The following is a 17320-nucleotide window of genomic DNA, read 5'->3' as shown; positions in this document are numbered from 1 at the left end:
TGAGAGAAACAGAATATCTTGTCAAAAGGCGTCGCAGCTATCAGATAGCGCCGAAGACTTGGATTTTACCCTTCGTTCCGCCCGCAAAACGGGACGGGATATGACGTCGGATGCGGCCTTGCACCGCATCGGGAGACAGTAGATGGATGCAATTGTGAAGAATTTTCCGGCCTCGAGCCAGGATCAGTCCCGGCCGTCACAGGCGGAAGCAGAAGATGCGGTACGTGTATTGCTGCGTTGGGCCGGCGAAAATCCGGCACGCGAAGGCCTGGTCGATACGCCGAAACGCGTCGCCAAGGCCTACCGTGAGCTTTTCGGTGGCTATGAGCTTTCCGCCGAGGATGTGCTCGGCCGCACATTCGAGGAAGTGTCGGGCTATGACGACATGGTCCTCGTGCGCGACATTCCGTTCTTCTCCCATTGCGAACACCACATGCTGCCGATCATCGGCAAGGCGAGCGTCGCCTATCTGCCGACCGGCCGCGTTCTCGGCCTGTCGAAGATCGCCCGCGTGGTCGAAATCTTCGGTCGTCGATTGCAGACGCAGGAAAACCTGACGGCACAGATCGCCAAGGCGATCGACGAGACGTTGAAGCCGCGCGGCGTCGCAGTGATGATCGAGGCCGAGCATATGTGCATGGAAATGCGCGGCGTGCAGAAGCAGGGTTCGCGCACGCTCACCACGACCTTCACCGGCGAATTCAAGACGAACGCAACCGAGCAGGCGCGCTTCTTCACCCTCGCCCGCGACAAGTGATCGACATGACCGACGCAGTCTTTGCAGCCCCCTCCGCCGACAAGGCAATACTTGAGGGTGCCGGTGCCTTCACGCCCAAATTCGACGAAAACGGACTCGTCACCGCCGTGGTGACGGACGCACGCGACGGCGAATTGCTGATGGTCGCCCATATGAATGCCGAGGCCCTGCGCCTGACCGTCGACACCGGCATCGCCCATTATTACAGCCGCTCGCGCAAGTCGCTGTGGAAGAAGGGCGAGACCTCCGGCAACCTGCAGACGGTCCACGAAATCCGCACCGATTGTGATCAGGATGCAGTCTGGTTGAAGGTCTCGGTCGCCGGCCACGACGCGACCTGCCATACGGGCCGCCGCTCCTGTTTCTATCGCGCCGTAACAAAAGATGAGAACCGTACCGTCCTTGAAATCCGCGATGACGCGCGGCACTTTGATCCCGAGGCCGTTTACTCCGGCTCGGGCGCGATGAAGGGAACGGATTAGCATTCTTCGCCGTTTCAGGCCTGCCCGGCACGAGTAAACGCTTTGGCAACCATAAGGTGCGCTAATTGCCGATTACACAAGGCGATGCCGTGGAAGGTAAGGATCAATGCTGAACTGGAGCTGGAACCGTCAGGATCGTCAGGCCGCGTCACCGGATGGCGACATCGTGCGGCAGGACCATTCGCTCCCACCCATTCCCGTCGCACCTCCGAAGAAGGCAAAACTGGCGCTGGCGCTGGGTGGCGGGGCTGCCCGCGGCTGGGCCCATATCGGGGTCCTGCGCGCCCTCGACGAAGCCGAGATCGAAGTCGGCATGATTGCCGGCACCTCGATCGGGGCGCTGGTCGGAGGCTGCTACCTCGCCGGCAAGCTCGATGAACTGGAAACCTTCGCCCGTTCGCTCACCATGCGCCGCATCGCTGCCCTTCTCGATCTGACGATCGGCGGCGGCGGGTTGCTCGGTGGCATGCGGCTGACCAAGCGGATGCAGGAGCATCTCGAAGGCCTTGCGATAGAGGATCTTGATCGTCCGTTCGTAGCCGTGGCGACCGAACTCCTGACCGGCCACGAGGTCTGGATTTCCAGCGGCTCGCTGATCAACGGCCTGCGCGCCTCCTACGCCCTGCCCGGCATTTTCGAGCCGGTCAAATGCAACAACCGCACGCTGGTCGACGGCGCGCTGGTAAACCCTGTACCGACCTCCGTCTGCCGCGCCTACGAGCAGCCGCTCGTGGTAGCCGTCAACCTCAATTACGATATTTTCGGCCGCTCCGCCGTGGTCAAGCACAATGCCAGTGTCCAGACGGTCGACGAGGTGATCCGCGAGAAGGCCGACGACACCCGCGTCAGCGTCACCGGCACGATGGTGCAGGCCTTCAACATCATTCAGGAACGCATTTCGCGCGCCCGCCTTGCCGGCGACCCGCCGGATCTGGCGCTGCACCCGCGCATGAACACCATCGGCCTGTCGGAGTTCCACCGCGCCGGCGAAGCGATAGAACGCGGCTATGAGGAAACCATGGCGCAGATCGGCGCCCTGAAGCGCATGCAGGATGTCTTCGCTCGGTGACGCCCGTGCATGAGAGACGCCCCGAAGCGAAATCCGGGGCGAATTTTGCGGTCGACCTCAGCCGGCGATATAGGCCTTCATCTGCTCGGCCTCATGCTCGACTTCCCGCATGCGGGCCTTGACCACGTCACCGATGGAAATGATCCCCGCGAGCTTGCCCGCGGTTTCCACCGGCACGTGACGAAAGCGCCCCGCCGTCATCATCCCCATCACATCGTCGACCGTCTGCTCCTCGCGACAGCGCTCGACGCTGGTCGTCATCAGCGACTTCACCGACTGGTCGAGCGCCGCCACGCCTTTCGAGGCGATGACCCGCACGAGATCGCGCTCGGTAAAGATGCCGGCAATCCGTCCCTCCAGTCCGGCAACGACGACCGCACCGATTTTCCTGTCATTGAGTATGGTCGCGACCTCGATAAGCTTTCGGTCGGGCTCGACGGTCACGACATCGCGACCCTTGGCGTCGAGCATCATCTTCACGGTAGTCGACATGGCTTCCTCCCTGCCAATCAACGGGCCGTGACGCCTCTCTCCTCAAGCGCCATGGCACGCTTCCAAACACGAAAGAGTGTAGAGCGGCGGCGGAGCGACTTCAAGCCGCAGCCGGAAAGCTAGCGGATTTCGCGATAGCGGATCGGGTCGAACAGTCCAAACAGCAGGAAACCGAAGAGGAAGCCACCGATATGGGCATCCCAGGCAATATTGCCGGCGTCGCTGCCGATCAGCGGCAGGCCGACGGCAACGAGCACGTTACCGAACAGCCACATGCCGGTGAAGATGAGGACGGTGCGATTGGAAAGCGCGCCGAGAATGGACTGGCGCGGATAGAGGTGGCCATGCGTCCGGTCATAGCCGCCGCCATCGGGAAAGGCGAAACGGCAGGCAGCGCCCATCAGCGCCGAAACGACGCCGGACGCACCGATCAGGATCGTCTCGTCGCCCCAGTGCAGCGCACCGTGAAAGAAGGCGGACGCGGCGGCCGATAGTGCCCAGAAGATGACGTAGCGCACCGCCCCGATACGCCGCACCACCGGAGCGCCGAAAGCGGCAAGCCAGAGTGCGTTGAACCCCAGATGCTCGACGCTGCCATGCAGGAGCGAGTAGGTGACCGGCGTCCACAGCCACTCATAGCCCTGCCCGCCGAGCGGGAAGGCATAGCGGATCGGTGAAAACGCCAGATTGACGATGAAGGCGATCCGATCATCGCCCGAAAGCACATATTCCTGGAAGGCGTAAAGCCCCGCCACAAGCACGAGGCTGAGCGTCAGGACACGCGGCAGATTGATGGCCGGCTCCGAGCGCGGCGGACCGTCGTCACCGGGACCGCCCCCGTCATATCCGGCCCCATCGTATCCGGGCCCCGCATCGCGGACGCCGACCGACGGGACGGACTTCTTCTGCGGCCGGTTGTCCGGGTTCGCATCATTCGGGGCCATGTCGGGCCTGTCGTCCATGGCCGGTCCTTCCTTGCAATCTGTAGTCTCGAGCAATGCCCGAAGTAGCCCCAAGACTTATAACAGCCGCCCCGCCTTTGCAAAGCGCGCCACCACGGCGGCAAGCACTCGGGCATGGCCGATCACGCGTCAGCGAAAAATCGCGAGCCAACTGGCACGGTTTTCGCTGGGTTATGACGATCCAGCAGGCCGGACGGGGCATTCTGGATCGAAATAAAACAGGACGAACCGCATGCGCAACACGGCAACACAAGAAATCCTTAACTATTGGAACGGCTTGCGCGGGCACAGGCCCGCACCACTGCGCTCAGAGATCGATCCTTCAGCGCTGCGCCATTTCCTGCCACAACTGTTCATCATCAACGCCACCATTCCCGGCCAGCCGACCTTCTCGCTTGCCGGAACGCGGATCTGCGAACTTTTCGGCCGCGAACTGCGCGCTAAGGAATATGCGTCCGTTTGGCTGGACCAGACCCATGTCCTGCCGAACGACATTCTCGACCACGTGCTGTTCTACGAGCGTCCCGCCCTGCTCGATATCAGGCTGTCACCGGATGGCGATGATTACCCTTACGAACTGCTGCTGATGCCGCTGCGATCGCTCGGCCGACGCAGCGACCGCGTTCTCGGCGCGCTTCTGCCACAGCAGGCGGCATTGCCGGACATACGCCTGCCGATATCAGCGCTCGCACTGCAGGCCTGGAGCTTCGTGCGCCCGGACGGTACCCGGTCGCAGCCAGCCGTGCAGGACGAGGACAAGGCAGCGCCCTCCGTCACTTTCTTCCGCAGGCTCGTCGGCAATCGCATCGCCGAAATCGGCCACTGACACGCGGCCTCGAAGGCTTCGAAACAAGACTAAATTAACCGACGCCTGCTAACTCTAGCGGTCATCAGTCCGACCAGAGCGCGCTTGCCCATGTTTTCCTTCCAGCCGGCACAGACAACACCGACGCCGACGGCCGCCATGCAGCGCTCGTTTCAGCGCGTCACGGTGAATGTCGAAGGCCGCCTGATGCTGGCAAGCCATGACGAATACCCCTGCTCGGTCACCGACATGTCGCCTGGCGACGTCGAATTCGTCTGCGCCGGCCAGCCGCGCCTGCAGGAGCGGGTCATCGCCTATCTCGACCATCTCGGCCGACTGGAAGGCAACGTCCTGTCGCTGACACCGGACGGCTTCGTCATGTCGATCAACGCGACCGACCGCAAGCGCGAGAAACTGGCCGCACAGCTGACCTGGATCGCCAACAAGCACGAACTTGGCCTGCCGGAAGACCGCAGGCACGATCGCCTGACGCCGCGCATGACCAATACCCAGCTGACGCTGGAAGACGGCACGCGCTACGATTGCCGCCTGATGGACCTTTCGCTTTCGGGCGCAGCCGTGGACGTCGAAATCCGCCCGGCGATAGGCACCCCGGTCCGCCTCGGCAACATGCGCGGCCGCGTCGTGCGCCATTTCATGGAAGGCGTCGCGATCGAGTTCGCCTCGGTCCAGTCACGCGAATCCCTGACGGAATTCCTTTAAGCTCGAAGACGGCTTCGGCGCGAACTGCAGCGGGCCGGCCATAGGGCCACCCCGAAAAATCCCGACACCTCAAGAATGAGCAGACGGCGACCTTTGCCAGTCGTCATGCGTTAACGCATCCGCGTCCGGCCGCACGAAGCCGCCGCCGACGCTTAACCGCTCAGCACACCAGAGGCGCCGTACGCAGCCCGGCAAGAGCGTTTTCCGATGCCGGATGTGCGAAAATCGGCCACCTCCAGAAAAAAATGTATCTTTTCGGGATTTTTTTCATGCCCTCCCGAGGCATGATTTCGGCCTGAAACGACAGACTTCAGCACACCCGAACAGGCGGCGCGACCTCAACCGCACCGACGGCAAGCGCAGATCGCCGCCGGACTGCGCGCCTTTGATCTTTTGGAAAACGCAATACCGCCAGGAACTTGACCGCCGAAAGAGCGGATTTGCCTCGAATTTTAGCTAAATTTGAAGCGCATTCGACGCGCATTTGATTTGAATTTTGCCCGCATTCGACGCGAATTTTCTTCAATATCGATTACAATAAGCGTTTGATTTTACGACGGTATTTTGCAGTCGATCAAATCGGCTCCGGCATTGTCTTCCTAACGAACGGGGAGACAAGAAAAATGACGCTTCCAAAGACACTGACACAGATCATCATGGCCGCCGCACTGGCACTTGCAGCCGCAGCACCGGCACTCGCAGGCCCGATGGATACGATGCGCATCATCGGCAAGGCCAACCCGCCGATCGGTCATTACGAGTTCTGCCGCACCTATGTCAGTGAATGCCGTCCGCTCGAAGGCGACGCCAGCCCGATCGCCCTGACGGAAGACAAGTGGCGCACCATTCTCGACGTCAACTATACGGTCAACACCACCATCACCCCGATGACCGACCAGGAAATCTACGGCGTCGAAGAGCGCTGGGCCTATCCGCGCACCGTCGGCGACTGCGAGGATTTCGTCCTCCTCAAGCGCAAGATGCTGATGAACAAGGGCTTCGACGCCTCGCAGCTGCTGATCACCGTCGTCCTGCAGCCGAATGGCGAAGGCCATGCCGTCCTGACCGTTCGCACCGACCGCGGCGACTACATTCTCGACAACATGCGCAACCGCGTCATGGTCTGGTCGGATACCGAATACACCTACCTGAAGCGTCAGGACGCTCGCGATCCGTCGCGCTGGGTCAAGCTTCAGGACGGCCGCAACATGGCAGTCGGCAGCATCAGCCAGTAACGGCCGGCACACGACAAGTTCATCGAAAATTAACCATGCCCGCGAGACTATCGCGGGCATTCTCGTTTGGACCCCGTATCCGCGTTCCGGTCCCGCACCGCGCAACCCGATCGGACCACGCCATGAGCCGCCAGACACCGACGAACAAGGCCCAGGAACTGCCGCTCCTGTCCGAGCGCTTCCTCATTCGCCTGGCAATCGTCGTCGCCGTGCTCGTCGCCGCCACGGTGGCGATCAGCATCGGCGGACGCTGGCTCGGCGAGCAAATGTCGCTCGGCGGCCATACGGCGGATACGACGCCGTTTGCGATCATCATCGGCGAAGACACGCTCGCCCTCCCCGCCAACACGATCCGCTTTTCCGAACAGAGGCGCTCCGGCAAAGCCGAGCGCCTCGACCTTTACCTCACATGGCCCGACATGACGGGCTACAGCGACGACCGGCGGGGCGTCTTCGACACGATCGAACGCATGGACGGTCTGCTTTTCCTGCAGGTCTCGCAAAGCACCATGTCGAAGGACATGTCGGGACGGCTGAAGCCGATCTACAGCCAGCTCTTCGACGGACAGGCGATACCCTTTGCCCACGGACTGACCCTGCACAGGATGCGGCCGGACAGCGGCTATGGCCGCGAGGTCATTCTGACCGCCGAAATTGAGGGCCACGAGCCCTATGCCGTCCGATGCCTGATTCCGGCACAGGGGGACGCCCCCACCAGCGGCGACTGCCAGCGCGATATTCACATCGGCCGTGATCTGACCGTGCTGTATCGCTTCTCCAGCACACTTCTGAAAGACTGGCAACATATTGATGCCGCAGTTGCATCCTTTGTGCGCCAGGGCCTTGCGGCGGCAGACGGGCGCTGAGCATCAACCTCCCCGGCCGCTAAAATGCACCGGAGCGAGGAAACCAGTCGTTCATCATAAACCTCTTGGTAACGCTGTTCTCCTAGATTGTCACAAACGGTCTTGGCGGGGGAACGTCTGGATCAATTGAACAATGACCAATTCAATGAGTGCGGCAGTGTTGAAAACGATGTTTGCGTATCCCTCGAAGGGAAATGTCAGGGCGCAGGCGAAACGCGTAGGCTTTCTTTTCGTCATGGCAATGGCGCTTTCCGGCGTCACTCGACCAGCGGAAGCGCAAGCAGCGCCGAAATATGCGGGCATCGTCGTCGATGCGAAGTCAGGCAAGGTTCTGTACGGTGAAGATCCGGATGGCCTTCGCTACCCGGCGTCGCTGACCAAGATGATGACGCTTTACCTGACCTTCGAAGGCCTCGAAGCCGGCCGCTTCAGCCTCGACTCGAAGGTTCCGGTCTCGGCAAACGCCGCCAAGGAACCGCCGTCCAAGCTTTTCGTCAAGGCTGGCAACAGCGTCACCGTCGACCAGGCGATCCGCGCGCTCGTCACCCGCTCGGCAAATGACGTGGCAACCGCACTCGGCGAATTCATCGGCGGTTCGGAACCGCGGTTCGCGCAGATCATGACCAACAAGGCCCGTGCGCTCGGCATGACGCGCACCACCTATCGTAACGCCCACGGCCTGCCGAATACCGCGCAGATGACCACGGCGCGCGACCAGGCCCGTCTCGGCATCGCCCTTCGTCAGCATTTCCCGCAGTATTACCATTATTTCGGCATCCGCACCTTCCAGTACGGCAAGGTTACGATCGGCAATCACAACCGTCTCGTCGGCAATGTCCGCGGTGTCGACGGCATCAAGACCGGCTACACCCGTGCAGCCGGCAGCAACCTGGCAACTTCCGCCGAACTCGACGGTCGCTCCATCGTCGCCGTTGTGCTTGGCGGCCGCTCCAGCGCTGCCCGTGATGCCACGATGCGCAAGCTTGTTGCGGAATATCTGCCGAAGGCGTCCCGTGGCGGCCGCACCAACCTGATCGCCCAGCGCGGCCCGATCGCAGACCCGGCCGTTCCGGTTCCGCGTCAGCCAGCGGTCGCAGCAGAAGTGTCCGAAAGCCGTGAAGTCGCCTCCTTCGACCTGCCGAATGCCGGCCCGGTTCCGGATGCCCGTTACGGGCAGCGCGAGGCACGTCCGACCGCACCGCTCGCCGTGCCGAAAATGGCCGCCGCATCGGCATCCGCCTATGCCGGTGAAAGCGCCCAGCGCCGCGGCGCCGACCAGGCACTGGCCGCAGCCATGACGCCGCCGGCTGCAATCCCGGCTCCTGCGCCGGAATACGTTCCGACAAAGCGTCAGGAAGCCTCGATAAAGCGCGACGCGCCGGTCGCCAATGTCGATGCCGTCACCACCGCATCGACGCGCGCTCCGGTGCAATCCCCGGCCATGACCGGCTGGGTCATCCAGATCGGCGTCTCTCCGAGCGAGAAGATGGCCCTCGACCTCCTGCAGAGTGCGCAGGATAAAGGCGGACAGGTATTGCGTTCCGCCAAGCCCTTCACCGTCGCCTTCAACAATGGCGGCTCGCAGATCTATCGTGCCCGTTTCGGCGGTTTCGATGATCAGAAATCGGCGGTCAATGCCTGCAACGCGCTGAAGAAGAAGGGCGTCGGCTGCTGGGCTGCCATGCAATAGCGGGCGGGGGCGTAGCCCCCACCGTTTCACCGCCGCGCCACGTGTATCCGGCGCGGAGAAATCTCGACTTGTAATGCGTTTACGGGGTTTCCGATGGGAATGAATGAAAACAGTGCAGATCTTGGGGCGGCTCCGTTTTCCCGCGCCAGGGGCGTCACACTCAATCCGCTACACGAAGCGGCCATGCGTCTTGCCGGTCTCGGCCTGACGCGGTCGAAGGAAAAGACGAGGGATCTGGTTTCGCTGCTTCTCAGCCACGGCGCACGCGCCTGGCGGCAGTCGCAGCCGGAAGCAGGCATACACCTGCATGTGCTGGCCCATTCCGGCCGATCGCCGGTCAGAATGAAGCTGCCGCCGAAAACGGTCGCCTGAAGCTTCTTCCAGATACAATCGAACTGGCGGTGCGCCTGACCGGTGCATCGCCTGAATTGCTTCAGAGCAGTCCGAGATCCGAAAGCTCGCGGCGCAGGTCTTCCGGCATGGCCGCAACATCCTCGCCGAGCGCACCGAGATCGCGCGGCGCCTCCTCGGCTTTCAGATAGCGCCAGCCCTGGAACGGCCGCTTGGGCTGGTTGGCTGTCTCGATGACCTCGGGTCCGAGTACCAGTTCGCAGCGTTGAATGCCGTCAGCCCCGGTAAAGGTGCGAAGGTCGAGCAGTTTCTGCCGCGCCGCCACCTGCCCCTTGATCACCCAGTAGAGCGATCCGCCGTCGAGAAGTTCGTCGACGCGCTTCGGCACCATGCGTGTCGTATGGATGCTGTGCGGTTCGAGACCGGCCGCCATGGCGGTGAGCGAACGGTCCGCCACCCACTCACGAAGATCCTGAATACTGTCGGCGCCGACACAAAGCTTGATGAGATGAAGAGCCATGGCTTGCTTGAAGACCCATGGGGCCTCCCCGTCAAGACCTGACGGGCAAGGTGTCCACAGTCAACGCGTTCCTCAGCACTCGACGACGTTGACGGCGAGACCGCCCGTCGAGGTTTCCTTGTATTTCTCGCTCATGTCGTTGCCGGTCTGGCGCATCGTCTCGATACAGGCGTCGAGCGGCACGAAATGCGTGCCGTCGCCTTTGATGGCAAGCGAGGCGGCGGTCACCGCCTTCACCGCGCCCAGCGCGTTGCGTTCGATGCAGGGCACCTGCACGAGGCCGGCGATCGGGTCGCAGGTCATGCCGAGATGGTGTTCGAGCGCGATCTCGGCCGCGTTCTCGATCTGCTCCGGCGATCCGCCCATGACGGCGGCAAGACCGGCGGCCGCCATCGCCGCCGCAGACCCGACCTCCCCCTGACAGCCGACTTCGGCGCCCGAGATCGAGGCATTGTGCTTGATGATGCCGCCGACGGCCGCCGCCGTCAGCAGAAAATCGCGGACATCCTGCTGCGTCGCGTCCTCGTGGAAATGCAGGAAGTATTTGAGCGTCGCCGGGATGACGCCGGCCGCCCCGTTGGTCGGCGCGGTGACGACGCGCCCGCCGCCGGCATTTTCCTCGTTGACCGCCATCGCATAGACCGACAGCCAGTCATTGGCGAGCAGCGGATTGGCACGGTTGCTGCGCCATTCTTCCTTCAGCTTGTCATGGATGGCGCGGGCGCGGCGCTTGACGTTCAGCCCGCCCGGCATGATGCCATCGACCTTCAGGCCGCGATCGATACAGCCGCTCATCGCTTCCCAGATCGCGTCGATTCCCTCATCGAGCTCCTGCTCGCTCATTTTGGTCAGCTCGTTGGCGCGCTTCATTTGCGCGATAGACAGACCGGCGCCATGCGACATGGCGAGCATCTGTCGTGCCGTAGCGAACGGATAGGGCACCCGGTCGCTGCCGGCCGCGCCCTTCGAGGCGCGCATCGCCTCAAGCTCCGTGTCGGTGACGACGAAGCCGCCACCGATCGAATAATAGATCCGCTTCAGGAGAAGCCGGCCATCCTTGTCGAGCGCCGAAAAGCTCATTCCGTTCGCATGTCCCGGCAGCGGCTGCTTCTTGTCGAAGACCAGATCGGTGGCCGGCTGGAAGATATAGGTCGGGTGCCCCGGCGGGGTGACGCGGCCCGTCCGCTCGACCTCTGCGATGAGAGCCTCCATGCGGTCGGGATCGACCGTATTCGGCGCCTCTCCGGTGAGGCCGAGGATCACCGCCCTGCCCGTTCCATGGCCGATGCCGGTAAAGGCGAGCGAGCCGTGCAGCGAAACAGAAAGGCCCGCCACATGGGCACTGGCCGGACGCGGCCAGTCGTCCGACAGGATCAGCTCGAGAAACCGGTTGGCGGCCGACATCGGCCCCATCGTGTGGGAGCTGGAAGGCCCGATACCGATCTTGAAAACGTCGAAGACGGACAGAAACATGGAAGATCCAATTGCTCCGGCGGCGCCGGGTAGAGCGGAAGTGCAGCCTGAACAAAGCCTATGTCATCGCAGCGTGGCACCATGGTGACGCGCCGACAAGACATGTGACGCAAGCGACATTGATTGCCCGCTCATATGCGATTTCACGCCGCCGAGCGCAAGTCCGACACGCCGGCATTTCGCCGATCACAATGCCACTCGCCCCTTGCCGACGCGGCCGAAACAAAGCAAGAGAGGCACAGGATATGATCGCGCAATCCGGCAGAGTTCCATGACCCTTGCAGACTACGTCGCCCTTGCTCTTTTCGCCCTGCTCTCGGGCCTTTACTCGTGGTTCACCGCCGGCGCCGGCGCTGGCCTGTTGCCGAGATTGAGCCTCAACCAGGCAATGATAGAGCGTCGTCATCGCTGGATCTACAATTCGCTGAAACGCGACCTGCGGATGATCGACACGCAGATCTTTGCCGGACTGCAGAATGGCACCGCCTTCTTCGCCACCTCGTCCATCTTCGCGCTCGGAAGCTGCTTTGCGCTTCTGGGCTCCACCGACAAGGTGAACGCCGTCTTCTCCCACCTGCCCTTCGTTCCCTATGGCGGGCAGGCAGCATTCGAGATGAAGGTCGGCGGGCTTGCCTTCCTCCTCGGCTATGCCTTCTTCAAGTTCGGCTGGGCCTATCGCCTGTTCAACTACTGCACCATTCTCTTCGGCGCTTTGCCGATGATGAAGGAAGCGGAGGCCAATCCGGAGGCGGCGCGCAAGGCCGCCGATCACGTGATCAAGATGAACACGATCGCCGCCAGTCACTTCAATTCCGGCCTGCGCACACTTTTTCTGTCGATCGGCTATCTCGGTTGGTTCGCCGGGCCCTATGTATTCATGGCAACGACGATCATCATCATCGTCGCACTCTTGCGCCGCCAGTATTTTTCCGATGCGCGGCTGGCGATCATGGAAGACGACTGAGGACCTGAAATATTGACTGCCGCAGACACCCAAAAGCCCATGCAGGCCGCAAGGCCGCCGCGCATCCTGCTCATCGACACGTTGCGTGGCATCGCGCTGATCGCAATGGCGTCCTATCACCTGACATGGGATCTGGAATTCTTCGGCTATCTCGATCCCGGCACGGCAACCCAGGGCTGGTTCCGCATCTATGCGCGCGTGATTGCCAGTTCCTTCCTGTTTCTGGCAGGCGTGGGTCTCGTGCTGGCACATGGATCCGGCACTCGCTGGCCGGCCTTCTGGAAGCGTTTCGGCATCGTTGCGGGTGCAGCACTCGCAATCAGCATCGCGACGTTCATCGCCTTCCCGCAGGAATGGATCTTTTTCGGCATCCTGCACAATATCGCGCTGTCGAGCCTGATCGGCCTCGCCTTCCTGCGCATGCCGCTGCCGTTCGCCATTGCCGCGCCGGTTCTGATCGTTGCCGCGATGGCAGCGAATGCGACCGTTATGCCGGGCATTCTTCAATTGCCAGCCTTCGACACGCGCTGGCTGGCATGGCTCGGCTTTGCGGACATTCCACCGCGCTCGAATGATTACGTGCCGTTGTTCCCGTGGCTTGCAGCACTTCTGACCGGCGTGATCCTCACGAGGATCGCCGTGGCACGCGGCTGGACGACGCCGCTTGCCAGCGTCCAGACCAGCGACACGACGCTGGCGAAGGCCGGCCGCCACAGCCTCATCGTCTATCTGGTGCATCAGCCGGTACTGATCGCGATCGTCTATCTCGTGTCGCTCGTCTACCCAGCCCCGCCGGCCGATCCGCGCATGAGCTATGTCAACAGTTGCCAGGCAAGCTGCATGGGTCAGGCAAACGACGAGGCGCTGTGCGAACGGTTCTGCGGCTGCACCGCCGACCGGCTGATCAGCGAGCAGTTGATGACGCCGCTGCAGAGCGGCACGATCAACGCGCAGGATGATCGTATCCAGATCATCGCCGGCGAATGCTCGATGCAGATCGACACGCCGGCTCAGCCGTGAGAGATATCAGGTGCCGACGCCGATTTCGGCAAGGCGCGTAAGGCAGGCTTCCTCGACATTGTCGAGTTCCGACAGCGTCTCTTCGATATCCTTGCGCTTCTGCCGCAATTCTTCACGCTTCTCGTCGACATGCTTCATCAGCATCTTGAGCTGGCCGATTTCGCCCGGCGGCTCCTTGTAGACCTGAATGATCTGACGGATCTCGGCGATCGTGAAGCCGATGCGGCGACCGCGCAGGATTTCCTGGATCAGCCGGCGATCGGCGGCACGGAACAGACGCGTCCGGCCGCGCCGCTCGGGATGGATAAGTCCCTCATCCTCGTAGAAGCGAAGCGTGCGGGTCGACACGCCGAATTCACGGGTCAGTTCGGTTATGCTGTAATATTTGTCCACGTCGCTTCCTTGATATCAGCGACGTAAAATAATTGACTTTTACGTAACAGTCAAACCACGTCAGCGCAGCAGCCAGACGGTGGCAAGCCCGAGAAAACTCATGAAACCCGTCATGTCGGTGATCGCCGTGACGAAGACCGCCGAAGAGACGGCCGGGTCGGTGCCAGCCTTGTTGAGCAGCATCGGGATCATCATGCCGGCCATGGCGGCGGCGAACATGTTGATGATCATCGCGGTGGCAATCACCATGCCGAGATGCAGATCGGCAAACCACCATCCCGCAACCGCACCGACGGCCGAGCCGAACAGAAGACCGTTGATCAGCCCGACCCCGGCCTCACGGCGCACGACACGCCAGGAATTGTGAATGTCGAGATCGCGGGTGGCGAGCGCGCGCACCGTCACCGTCATCGTCTGCGATCCGGCATTGCCGCCCATGCCGGCAACGATCGGCATCAGGATGGCAAGCGCCACGATCTCCTCGATAGTCGCCTCGAACAGCCCGATCACCGAGGCAGACAGGAAGGCGGTGACGAGATTGACCATCAGCCACGGCACGCGCGACCGCGATGTATCCTTGACCGAGTCGGACAGTTCTTCGTCACCGACGCCTGAAAGGCGACGAAGGTCCTCCTCCGCCTCTTCCTGGATGACGTCGACCACGTCGTCGATGGTAAGCACGCCGACGAGACGGCCGTTGTCGTCGACCACGGCGGCGGACAGAAGGTCGTACTGCTCGAAGATCTGCGCCGCCTCTTCCTGGTCCATGTCGGCCGGGATCGGGTGGTTCGTCTCGCGCATGATCGTTTCGATGCGGATCGCCCGCTTGGTGCGCAGGATACGGTCGAGATCGATGATGCCGAGCAGCCGGAATGTCGGGTCGATGACGAAGATCTGCGAAAAGCTTTCCGGCAGATTTTCCTCGTCGCGCAGATAATCGATGGTCTGGCCGACGGTCCAGAACGGCGGCACCGCGACGAATTCCGTCTGCATGCGCCGGCCGGCCGAGCTTTCCGGATAATCGAGCGCGCGGCGCAGGCGCACGCGCTCGGTGAACGGCAGCTGCGCCAGGATCTCTTCCCGGTCCTGATGATCTAGGTCTTCGAGAATGTAGACCGCATCGTCCGAATCGAGATCACCGATCGCAGCGGCAATCTGTGAATTCGGCATCTGCTCGACGATTTCGAGACGGATCGCCTCGTCGACCTCGGTCAGCGCGGTCAGGTCGAAATCCTTGCCGAGAAGTTTGACCAGCGCAAGTCGCTGGTCCGGCAGGATCGATTCGAGCAGGTCGCCAAGTTCGGATTCGTGCAGCCTGGCAACGTTCTGCCGCAGATAGAGGACATCGCGATCGGCGATTGCGGCACCGACGCGGGCGAGAAAGTCGGACCGGATGGAGCCGTCTTCCGAGTAGATGTCGTGCCCTTCGTCGCCGGCTTTGGCGCGGACGAGGGTCTCTTCCTGGATATCACTCATCTGCCGCCTCGCCTGACACGCGCCGCCATTCGATTAGCGACCGAAAACATATAGCCAACAAACAGATAGCATGAAAGACTGAAGCATCTTTATCGACAGCCGCAATATCGGCCCTCGCCGTGCTTCTCGGGGATTGAACACGGCGAAGCGCCATCCCGCAGAAAGTGAAATGACATGCCCGTCCGCCCGCTCCTCACCTATCCCGATCCGGGCCTTTCCAGCCCCTGCGCGACCGTAACGGAGTTCGACGAAACGCTGTCAGCATTGGCGCAGGATCTGCTGGAAACGATGCGCGCGGCACCGGGCGTCGGCATCACCGCCGCCCATATCGGCGTCTACAAGCGTCTGTTCGTGCTGGAACTGTCGCCGCAGCAGGGGCCGCTCCATTACGTCAATCCCGAAATCCTCTCGGCAAGCGCGGAAACGATCCGCCATACCGAAGGCAGCGTCTCGATGCCCGGCGCGACCGACGAGGTGGAGCGCCCGAGACGGATACGCATCCGTTATCAGGACCTCACCGGCAAGGTGATCGAGGAGGACGCGCAGGATTTTCACGCCGTGTGCATTCAGCACGAGGTCGATCAGCTGGACGGCATCTTCTGGCTTCGCCGCCTGTCGCGGATCAGGCGCGACCGACTGGTGCGCAAATGGACCAAAGAAAAATAGCCGATCGATAGAACCCCAGGCCGCTTCATGCGTTTTCCGACCATGGTGATTGAAAGCCGTGGTTATTGAGGAGAGCGACCATGACGGAAATATCCAAGATCGAAGATACCGAACTCGGCACCAAGGTAGCCGCACGTCTGGCCTCGTTGCCGGATGTGGACACATCCGCGCTCGACGCGCATATCGAAGGGACCACGGTGGTTCTGGAGGGCTCGGTCGACACGATCATGTCAGCCCGCAAGGTGGTTCTGGCCGCCGAAACGATCGACGGGGTGCATGATGTTGAAAACCACATGACCCTGACGGGTAGGACGGGCGAAAGCGCCCATTAGGTCGCTTCAGGTCTTGTCCGCCCCATCCGAAATCCGGATGGTCGCAGCGCAGACGCGGCACGATTATGACCGCATCAGCCTTCGGGCGGGGCGGAAATGACACGCGTGACCCGACAAAGGAGGCTCTTATGCCGAAGAAGGATATCGACGACACGTCCCGCGAGGAAGACTTCCGCGATTACGAGGAACGCAACATCGATGATGGCTGGCCCTATGCCGATCGGCCCGGCGCCGCGTCCGGCCCTATCGACAATGCGCCTTACGGCGGATCCAATGCCAGGAGCGAAACAGACCGCAATCCCGGTTTCATTGTTGAGCAAGCCGGATTCGATGGCGAAGAACCGCCGCAGCGCGACAGCCTGCGTCCGGGAACGGTTGGCCTGGAAGATGCGGACGACCTGGAGGAACGCGTCACCGATGCGATCGATTCACTCGGGATCATCGATATGGACCTGATCGACGTCCGCGTCGAACGCGGCACGACGACGATAGAGGGCGAGGTAGATGATGCGGCAACCGGCCATCGCATTCTAGCCGCCGTCCAGACCGTTTCCGGCGTGCGCCATATACGCAACCATCTGCGCCTTGCCGGTATCGACAGCCGGATACCCGCGGAAGACTAGCTGACTGAAACGGAAATCGCCGGTGGTGTCTTCAGCGTGTTGCTGACGGTGCAGATTTCTTCGGCCATCTCCACGATCTGGTGCTTCTCGGCCTCGGAAAAGTCGCCCTCGACGTGGATGACCACTGTCATCCGCTCTATACGGTAGGGTTCCTCGGCGCTCTTTTCTCCGCTGACGTCGGCGGTTGCCCCCTTGAACCGCTGCAACAGGTCGAGCTTGCTGGCAGCAATGCGGGCGCTGAGCACAAGGCAGGCGGAAAGCGACGCAAATGTCAGGTCGAGCGGATTGAAGCCTTCGTCCGAGGCGCCGGTGACGATGTCGATCTGCCCGCCGGTGCGGCTCGTCACCACCGGGTGACCGTTGCGATCGAGCCTCGCCACCGCGCCGATCGGCCGCTTCTTGATCTTCACATCGACCACAG

The 17320-nt window shown here is 62.0% G+C and carries 21 protein-coding genes; 14 read left to right on the top strand and 7 right to left on the bottom strand.

Translation table 11 applies throughout. The features are described 5' to 3' along the window. The first annotated feature begins 142 nt into the window (after nt 1-142). The 3 genes from folE (at nt 143) to AC0JZ4_RS14070 (ending at nt 2308) form a co-directional block, all read left to right on the top strand. Nucleotides 143-757, top strand: coding sequence for a GTP cyclohydrolase I FolE (folE, locus tag AC0JZ4_RS14080; RefSeq protein WP_471886984.1), 615 nt, complete (start codon nt 143-145; stop codon nt 755-757). 5 nt (nt 758-762) lie between these two features. Next, nucleotides 763-1239, top strand: coding sequence for a phosphoribosyl-AMP cyclohydrolase (hisI, locus tag AC0JZ4_RS14075; RefSeq protein WP_471886983.1), 477 nt, complete (start codon nt 763-765; stop codon nt 1237-1239). A 106-nt stretch (nt 1240-1345) separates the two neighbouring features. After that, entirely contained in the window at nt 1346-2308 is a 963-nt protein-coding gene (locus tag AC0JZ4_RS14070; protein ID WP_471886982.1) for a patatin-like phospholipase family protein, read from the top strand. Between the two features lie 57 nt (nt 2309-2365). On the opposite strand, the gene AC0JZ4_RS14065 is transcribed toward AC0JZ4_RS14070, so the two are convergent. Further along, nucleotides 2366-2800, bottom strand: coding sequence for a CBS domain-containing protein (locus AC0JZ4_RS14065; RefSeq protein ID WP_471886981.1), 435 nt, complete (start codon nt 2798-2800; stop codon nt 2366-2368). Between the two features lie 119 nt (nt 2801-2919). Further along, on the bottom strand, nt 2920-3762 hold the full coding sequence (locus AC0JZ4_RS14060; protein ID WP_471886980.1) for a rhomboid family intramembrane serine protease: 843 nt from the start codon (nt 3760-3762) through the stop codon (nt 2920-2922). 232 nt (nt 3763-3994) lie between these two features. Between AC0JZ4_RS14060 and AC0JZ4_RS14055 the strand changes: the two genes are divergently transcribed. From AC0JZ4_RS14055 to AC0JZ4_RS14030, 6 genes are all read left to right on the top strand, one after another. After that, nucleotides 3995-4588 (top strand): PAS domain-containing protein, encoded by a 594-nt coding sequence (locus AC0JZ4_RS14055; protein ID WP_471886979.1) that lies wholly within the window; start codon nt 3995-3997, stop codon nt 4586-4588. 90 nt (nt 4589-4678) lie between these two features. Continuing rightward, nucleotides 4679-5290: a PilZ domain-containing protein gene (locus AC0JZ4_RS14050; RefSeq protein WP_471887891.1), complete on the top strand. Its 612-nt coding sequence runs from the start codon at nt 4679-4681 to the stop codon at nt 5288-5290. Nucleotides 5291-5913: 623 nt separating this feature from the next. Then, nucleotides 5914-6525: a transglutaminase-like cysteine peptidase gene (locus tag AC0JZ4_RS14045; RefSeq protein WP_471886978.1), complete on the top strand. Its 612-nt coding sequence runs from the start codon at nt 5914-5916 to the stop codon at nt 6523-6525. A gap of 122 nt (nt 6526-6647) precedes the next feature. After that, complete coding sequence (locus tag AC0JZ4_RS14040) at nt 6648-7391, top strand: hypothetical protein (RefSeq protein WP_471886977.1); 744 nt, start codon at nt 6648-6650, stop codon at nt 7389-7391. Between the two features lie 235 nt (nt 7392-7626). Beyond that, a complete protein-coding gene (locus AC0JZ4_RS14035) occupies nt 7627-9081 on the top strand; it encodes an SPOR domain-containing protein (RefSeq protein ID WP_471887890.1) in 1455 nt (484 codons plus the stop codon). A gap of 93 nt (nt 9082-9174) precedes the next feature. Beyond that, nucleotides 9175-9453: a hypothetical protein gene (locus tag AC0JZ4_RS14030; protein ID WP_471886976.1), complete on the top strand. Its 279-nt coding sequence runs from the start codon at nt 9175-9177 to the stop codon at nt 9451-9453. Between the two features lie 61 nt (nt 9454-9514). Here the strand turns inward: AC0JZ4_RS14030 and AC0JZ4_RS14025 are convergent, their stop codons facing one another. Together AC0JZ4_RS14025 and AC0JZ4_RS14020 are read right to left on the bottom strand one after the other, a co-directional pair. Continuing rightward, nucleotides 9515-9952 carry a DUF1489 family protein gene (locus AC0JZ4_RS14025; protein WP_471886975.1) on the bottom strand — a complete coding sequence of 146 codons (438 nt, stop codon included), beginning with the start codon at nt 9950-9952 and terminating at the stop codon, nt 9515-9517. A gap of 72 nt (nt 9953-10024) precedes the next feature. Next, nucleotides 10025-11425, bottom strand: a complete 1401-nt coding sequence (locus AC0JZ4_RS14020; protein WP_471886974.1) for an L-serine ammonia-lyase — start codon at nt 11423-11425, stop codon at nt 10025-10027. Nucleotides 11426-11696: 271 nt separating this feature from the next. Here AC0JZ4_RS14020 and AC0JZ4_RS14015 point away from each other — a divergent pair, with 271 nt between their 5' ends. Both AC0JZ4_RS14015 and AC0JZ4_RS14010 read left to right on the top strand, forming a co-directional pair. Further along, nucleotides 11697-12389 carry a DUF599 domain-containing protein gene (locus AC0JZ4_RS14015; RefSeq protein WP_471886973.1) on the top strand — a complete coding sequence of 231 codons (693 nt, stop codon included), beginning with the start codon at nt 11697-11699 and terminating at the stop codon, nt 12387-12389. Between the two features lie 12 nt (nt 12390-12401). After that, nucleotides 12402-13409 (top strand): heparan-alpha-glucosaminide N-acetyltransferase, encoded by a 1008-nt coding sequence (locus tag AC0JZ4_RS14010; RefSeq protein WP_471886972.1) that lies wholly within the window; start codon nt 12402-12404, stop codon nt 13407-13409. A gap of 6 nt (nt 13410-13415) precedes the next feature. Here the strand turns inward: AC0JZ4_RS14010 and AC0JZ4_RS14005 are convergent, their stop codons facing one another. Beyond that, entirely contained in the window at nt 13416-13802 is a 387-nt protein-coding gene (locus tag AC0JZ4_RS14005; protein ID WP_471886971.1) for a MerR family transcriptional regulator, read from the bottom strand. Nucleotides 13803-13862: 60 nt separating this feature from the next. Beyond that, nucleotides 13863-15278 (bottom strand): magnesium transporter, encoded by a 1416-nt coding sequence (mgtE, locus tag AC0JZ4_RS14000; RefSeq protein ID WP_471886970.1) that lies wholly within the window; start codon nt 15276-15278, stop codon nt 13863-13865. 174 nt (nt 15279-15452) lie between these two features. Here mgtE and AC0JZ4_RS13995 point away from each other — a divergent pair, with 174 nt between their 5' ends. The 3 genes from AC0JZ4_RS13995 (at nt 15453) to AC0JZ4_RS13985 (ending at nt 16899) form a co-directional block, all read left to right on the top strand. Further along, complete coding sequence (locus AC0JZ4_RS13995) at nt 15453-15944, top strand: peptide deformylase (RefSeq protein ID WP_471886969.1); 492 nt, start codon at nt 15453-15455, stop codon at nt 15942-15944. 80 nt (nt 15945-16024) lie between these two features. Continuing rightward, nucleotides 16025-16276, top strand: a complete 252-nt coding sequence (locus AC0JZ4_RS13990; protein WP_471886968.1) for a BON domain-containing protein — start codon at nt 16025-16027, stop codon at nt 16274-16276. Between the two features lie 128 nt (nt 16277-16404). Beyond that, on the top strand, nt 16405-16899 hold the full coding sequence (locus tag AC0JZ4_RS13985; protein ID WP_471886967.1) for a BON domain-containing protein: 495 nt from the start codon (nt 16405-16407) through the stop codon (nt 16897-16899). Here AC0JZ4_RS13985 and AC0JZ4_RS13980 read toward each other — a convergent pair. Then, nucleotides 16896-17318, bottom strand: coding sequence for an OsmC family protein (locus AC0JZ4_RS13980; protein ID WP_471886966.1), 423 nt, complete (start codon nt 17316-17318; stop codon nt 16896-16898). The genes AC0JZ4_RS13985 and AC0JZ4_RS13980 overlap by 4 nt on opposite strands. Between the last annotated feature and the right edge of the window lie 2 nt (nt 17319-17320).

The sequence above is a fragment of the [Rhizobium] kunmingense genome, from assembly GCF_977018605.1.
This window is presented reverse-complemented; position numbering and strand designations above follow the sequence as displayed.

Bases quoted from the DNA above. Each gene is read 5' to 3' on its own strand.
- AC0JZ4_RS14050 (WP_471887891.1), top strand. From the start codon at position 4,679: ATGTTTTCCTTCCAGCCGGCACAGACAACACCGACGCCGACGGCCGCC.
- AC0JZ4_RS14025 (WP_471886975.1), bottom strand. From the start codon at position 9,952: ATGGCTCTTCATCTCATCAAGCTTTGTGTCGGCGCCGACAGTATTCAG.
- AC0JZ4_RS14030 (WP_471886976.1), top strand. From the start codon at position 9,175: ATGGGAATGAATGAAAACAGTGCAGATCTTGGGGCGGCTCCGTTTTCC.
- AC0JZ4_RS14060 (WP_471886980.1), bottom strand. From the start codon at position 3,762: ATGGACGACAGGCCCGACATGGCCCCGAATGATGCGAACCCGGACAAC.
- AC0JZ4_RS14040 (WP_471886977.1), top strand. From the start codon at position 6,648: ATGAGCCGCCAGACACCGACGAACAAGGCCCAGGAACTGCCGCTCCTG.
- mgtE (WP_471886970.1), bottom strand. From the start codon at position 15,278: ATGAGTGATATCCAGGAAGAGACCCTCGTCCGCGCCAAAGCCGGCGAC.
- AC0JZ4_RS14020 (WP_471886974.1), bottom strand. From the start codon at position 11,425: ATGTTTCTGTCCGTCTTCGACGTTTTCAAGATCGGTATCGGGCCTTCC.
- hisI (WP_471886983.1), top strand. From the start codon at position 763: ATGACCGACGCAGTCTTTGCAGCCCCCTCCGCCGACAAGGCAATACTT.
- AC0JZ4_RS14070 (WP_471886982.1), top strand. From the start codon at position 1,346: ATGCTGAACTGGAGCTGGAACCGTCAGGATCGTCAGGCCGCGTCACCG.
- AC0JZ4_RS14065 (WP_471886981.1), bottom strand. From the start codon at position 2,800: ATGTCGACTACCGTGAAGATGATGCTCGACGCCAAGGGTCGCGATGTC.
- AC0JZ4_RS14055 (WP_471886979.1), top strand. From the start codon at position 3,995: ATGCGCAACACGGCAACACAAGAAATCCTTAACTATTGGAACGGCTTG.
- AC0JZ4_RS14035 (WP_471887890.1), top strand. From the start codon at position 7,627: ATGGCAATGGCGCTTTCCGGCGTCACTCGACCAGCGGAAGCGCAAGCA.
- AC0JZ4_RS13995 (WP_471886969.1), top strand. From the start codon at position 15,453: ATGCCCGTCCGCCCGCTCCTCACCTATCCCGATCCGGGCCTTTCCAGC.
- folE (WP_471886984.1), top strand. From the start codon at position 143: ATGGATGCAATTGTGAAGAATTTTCCGGCCTCGAGCCAGGATCAGTCC.
- AC0JZ4_RS14045 (WP_471886978.1), top strand. From the start codon at position 5,914: ATGACGCTTCCAAAGACACTGACACAGATCATCATGGCCGCCGCACTG.
- AC0JZ4_RS13985 (WP_471886967.1), top strand. From the start codon at position 16,405: ATGCCGAAGAAGGATATCGACGACACGTCCCGCGAGGAAGACTTCCGC.
- AC0JZ4_RS14015 (WP_471886973.1), top strand. From the start codon at position 11,697: ATGACCCTTGCAGACTACGTCGCCCTTGCTCTTTTCGCCCTGCTCTCG.
- AC0JZ4_RS13990 (WP_471886968.1), top strand. From the start codon at position 16,025: ATGACGGAAATATCCAAGATCGAAGATACCGAACTCGGCACCAAGGTA.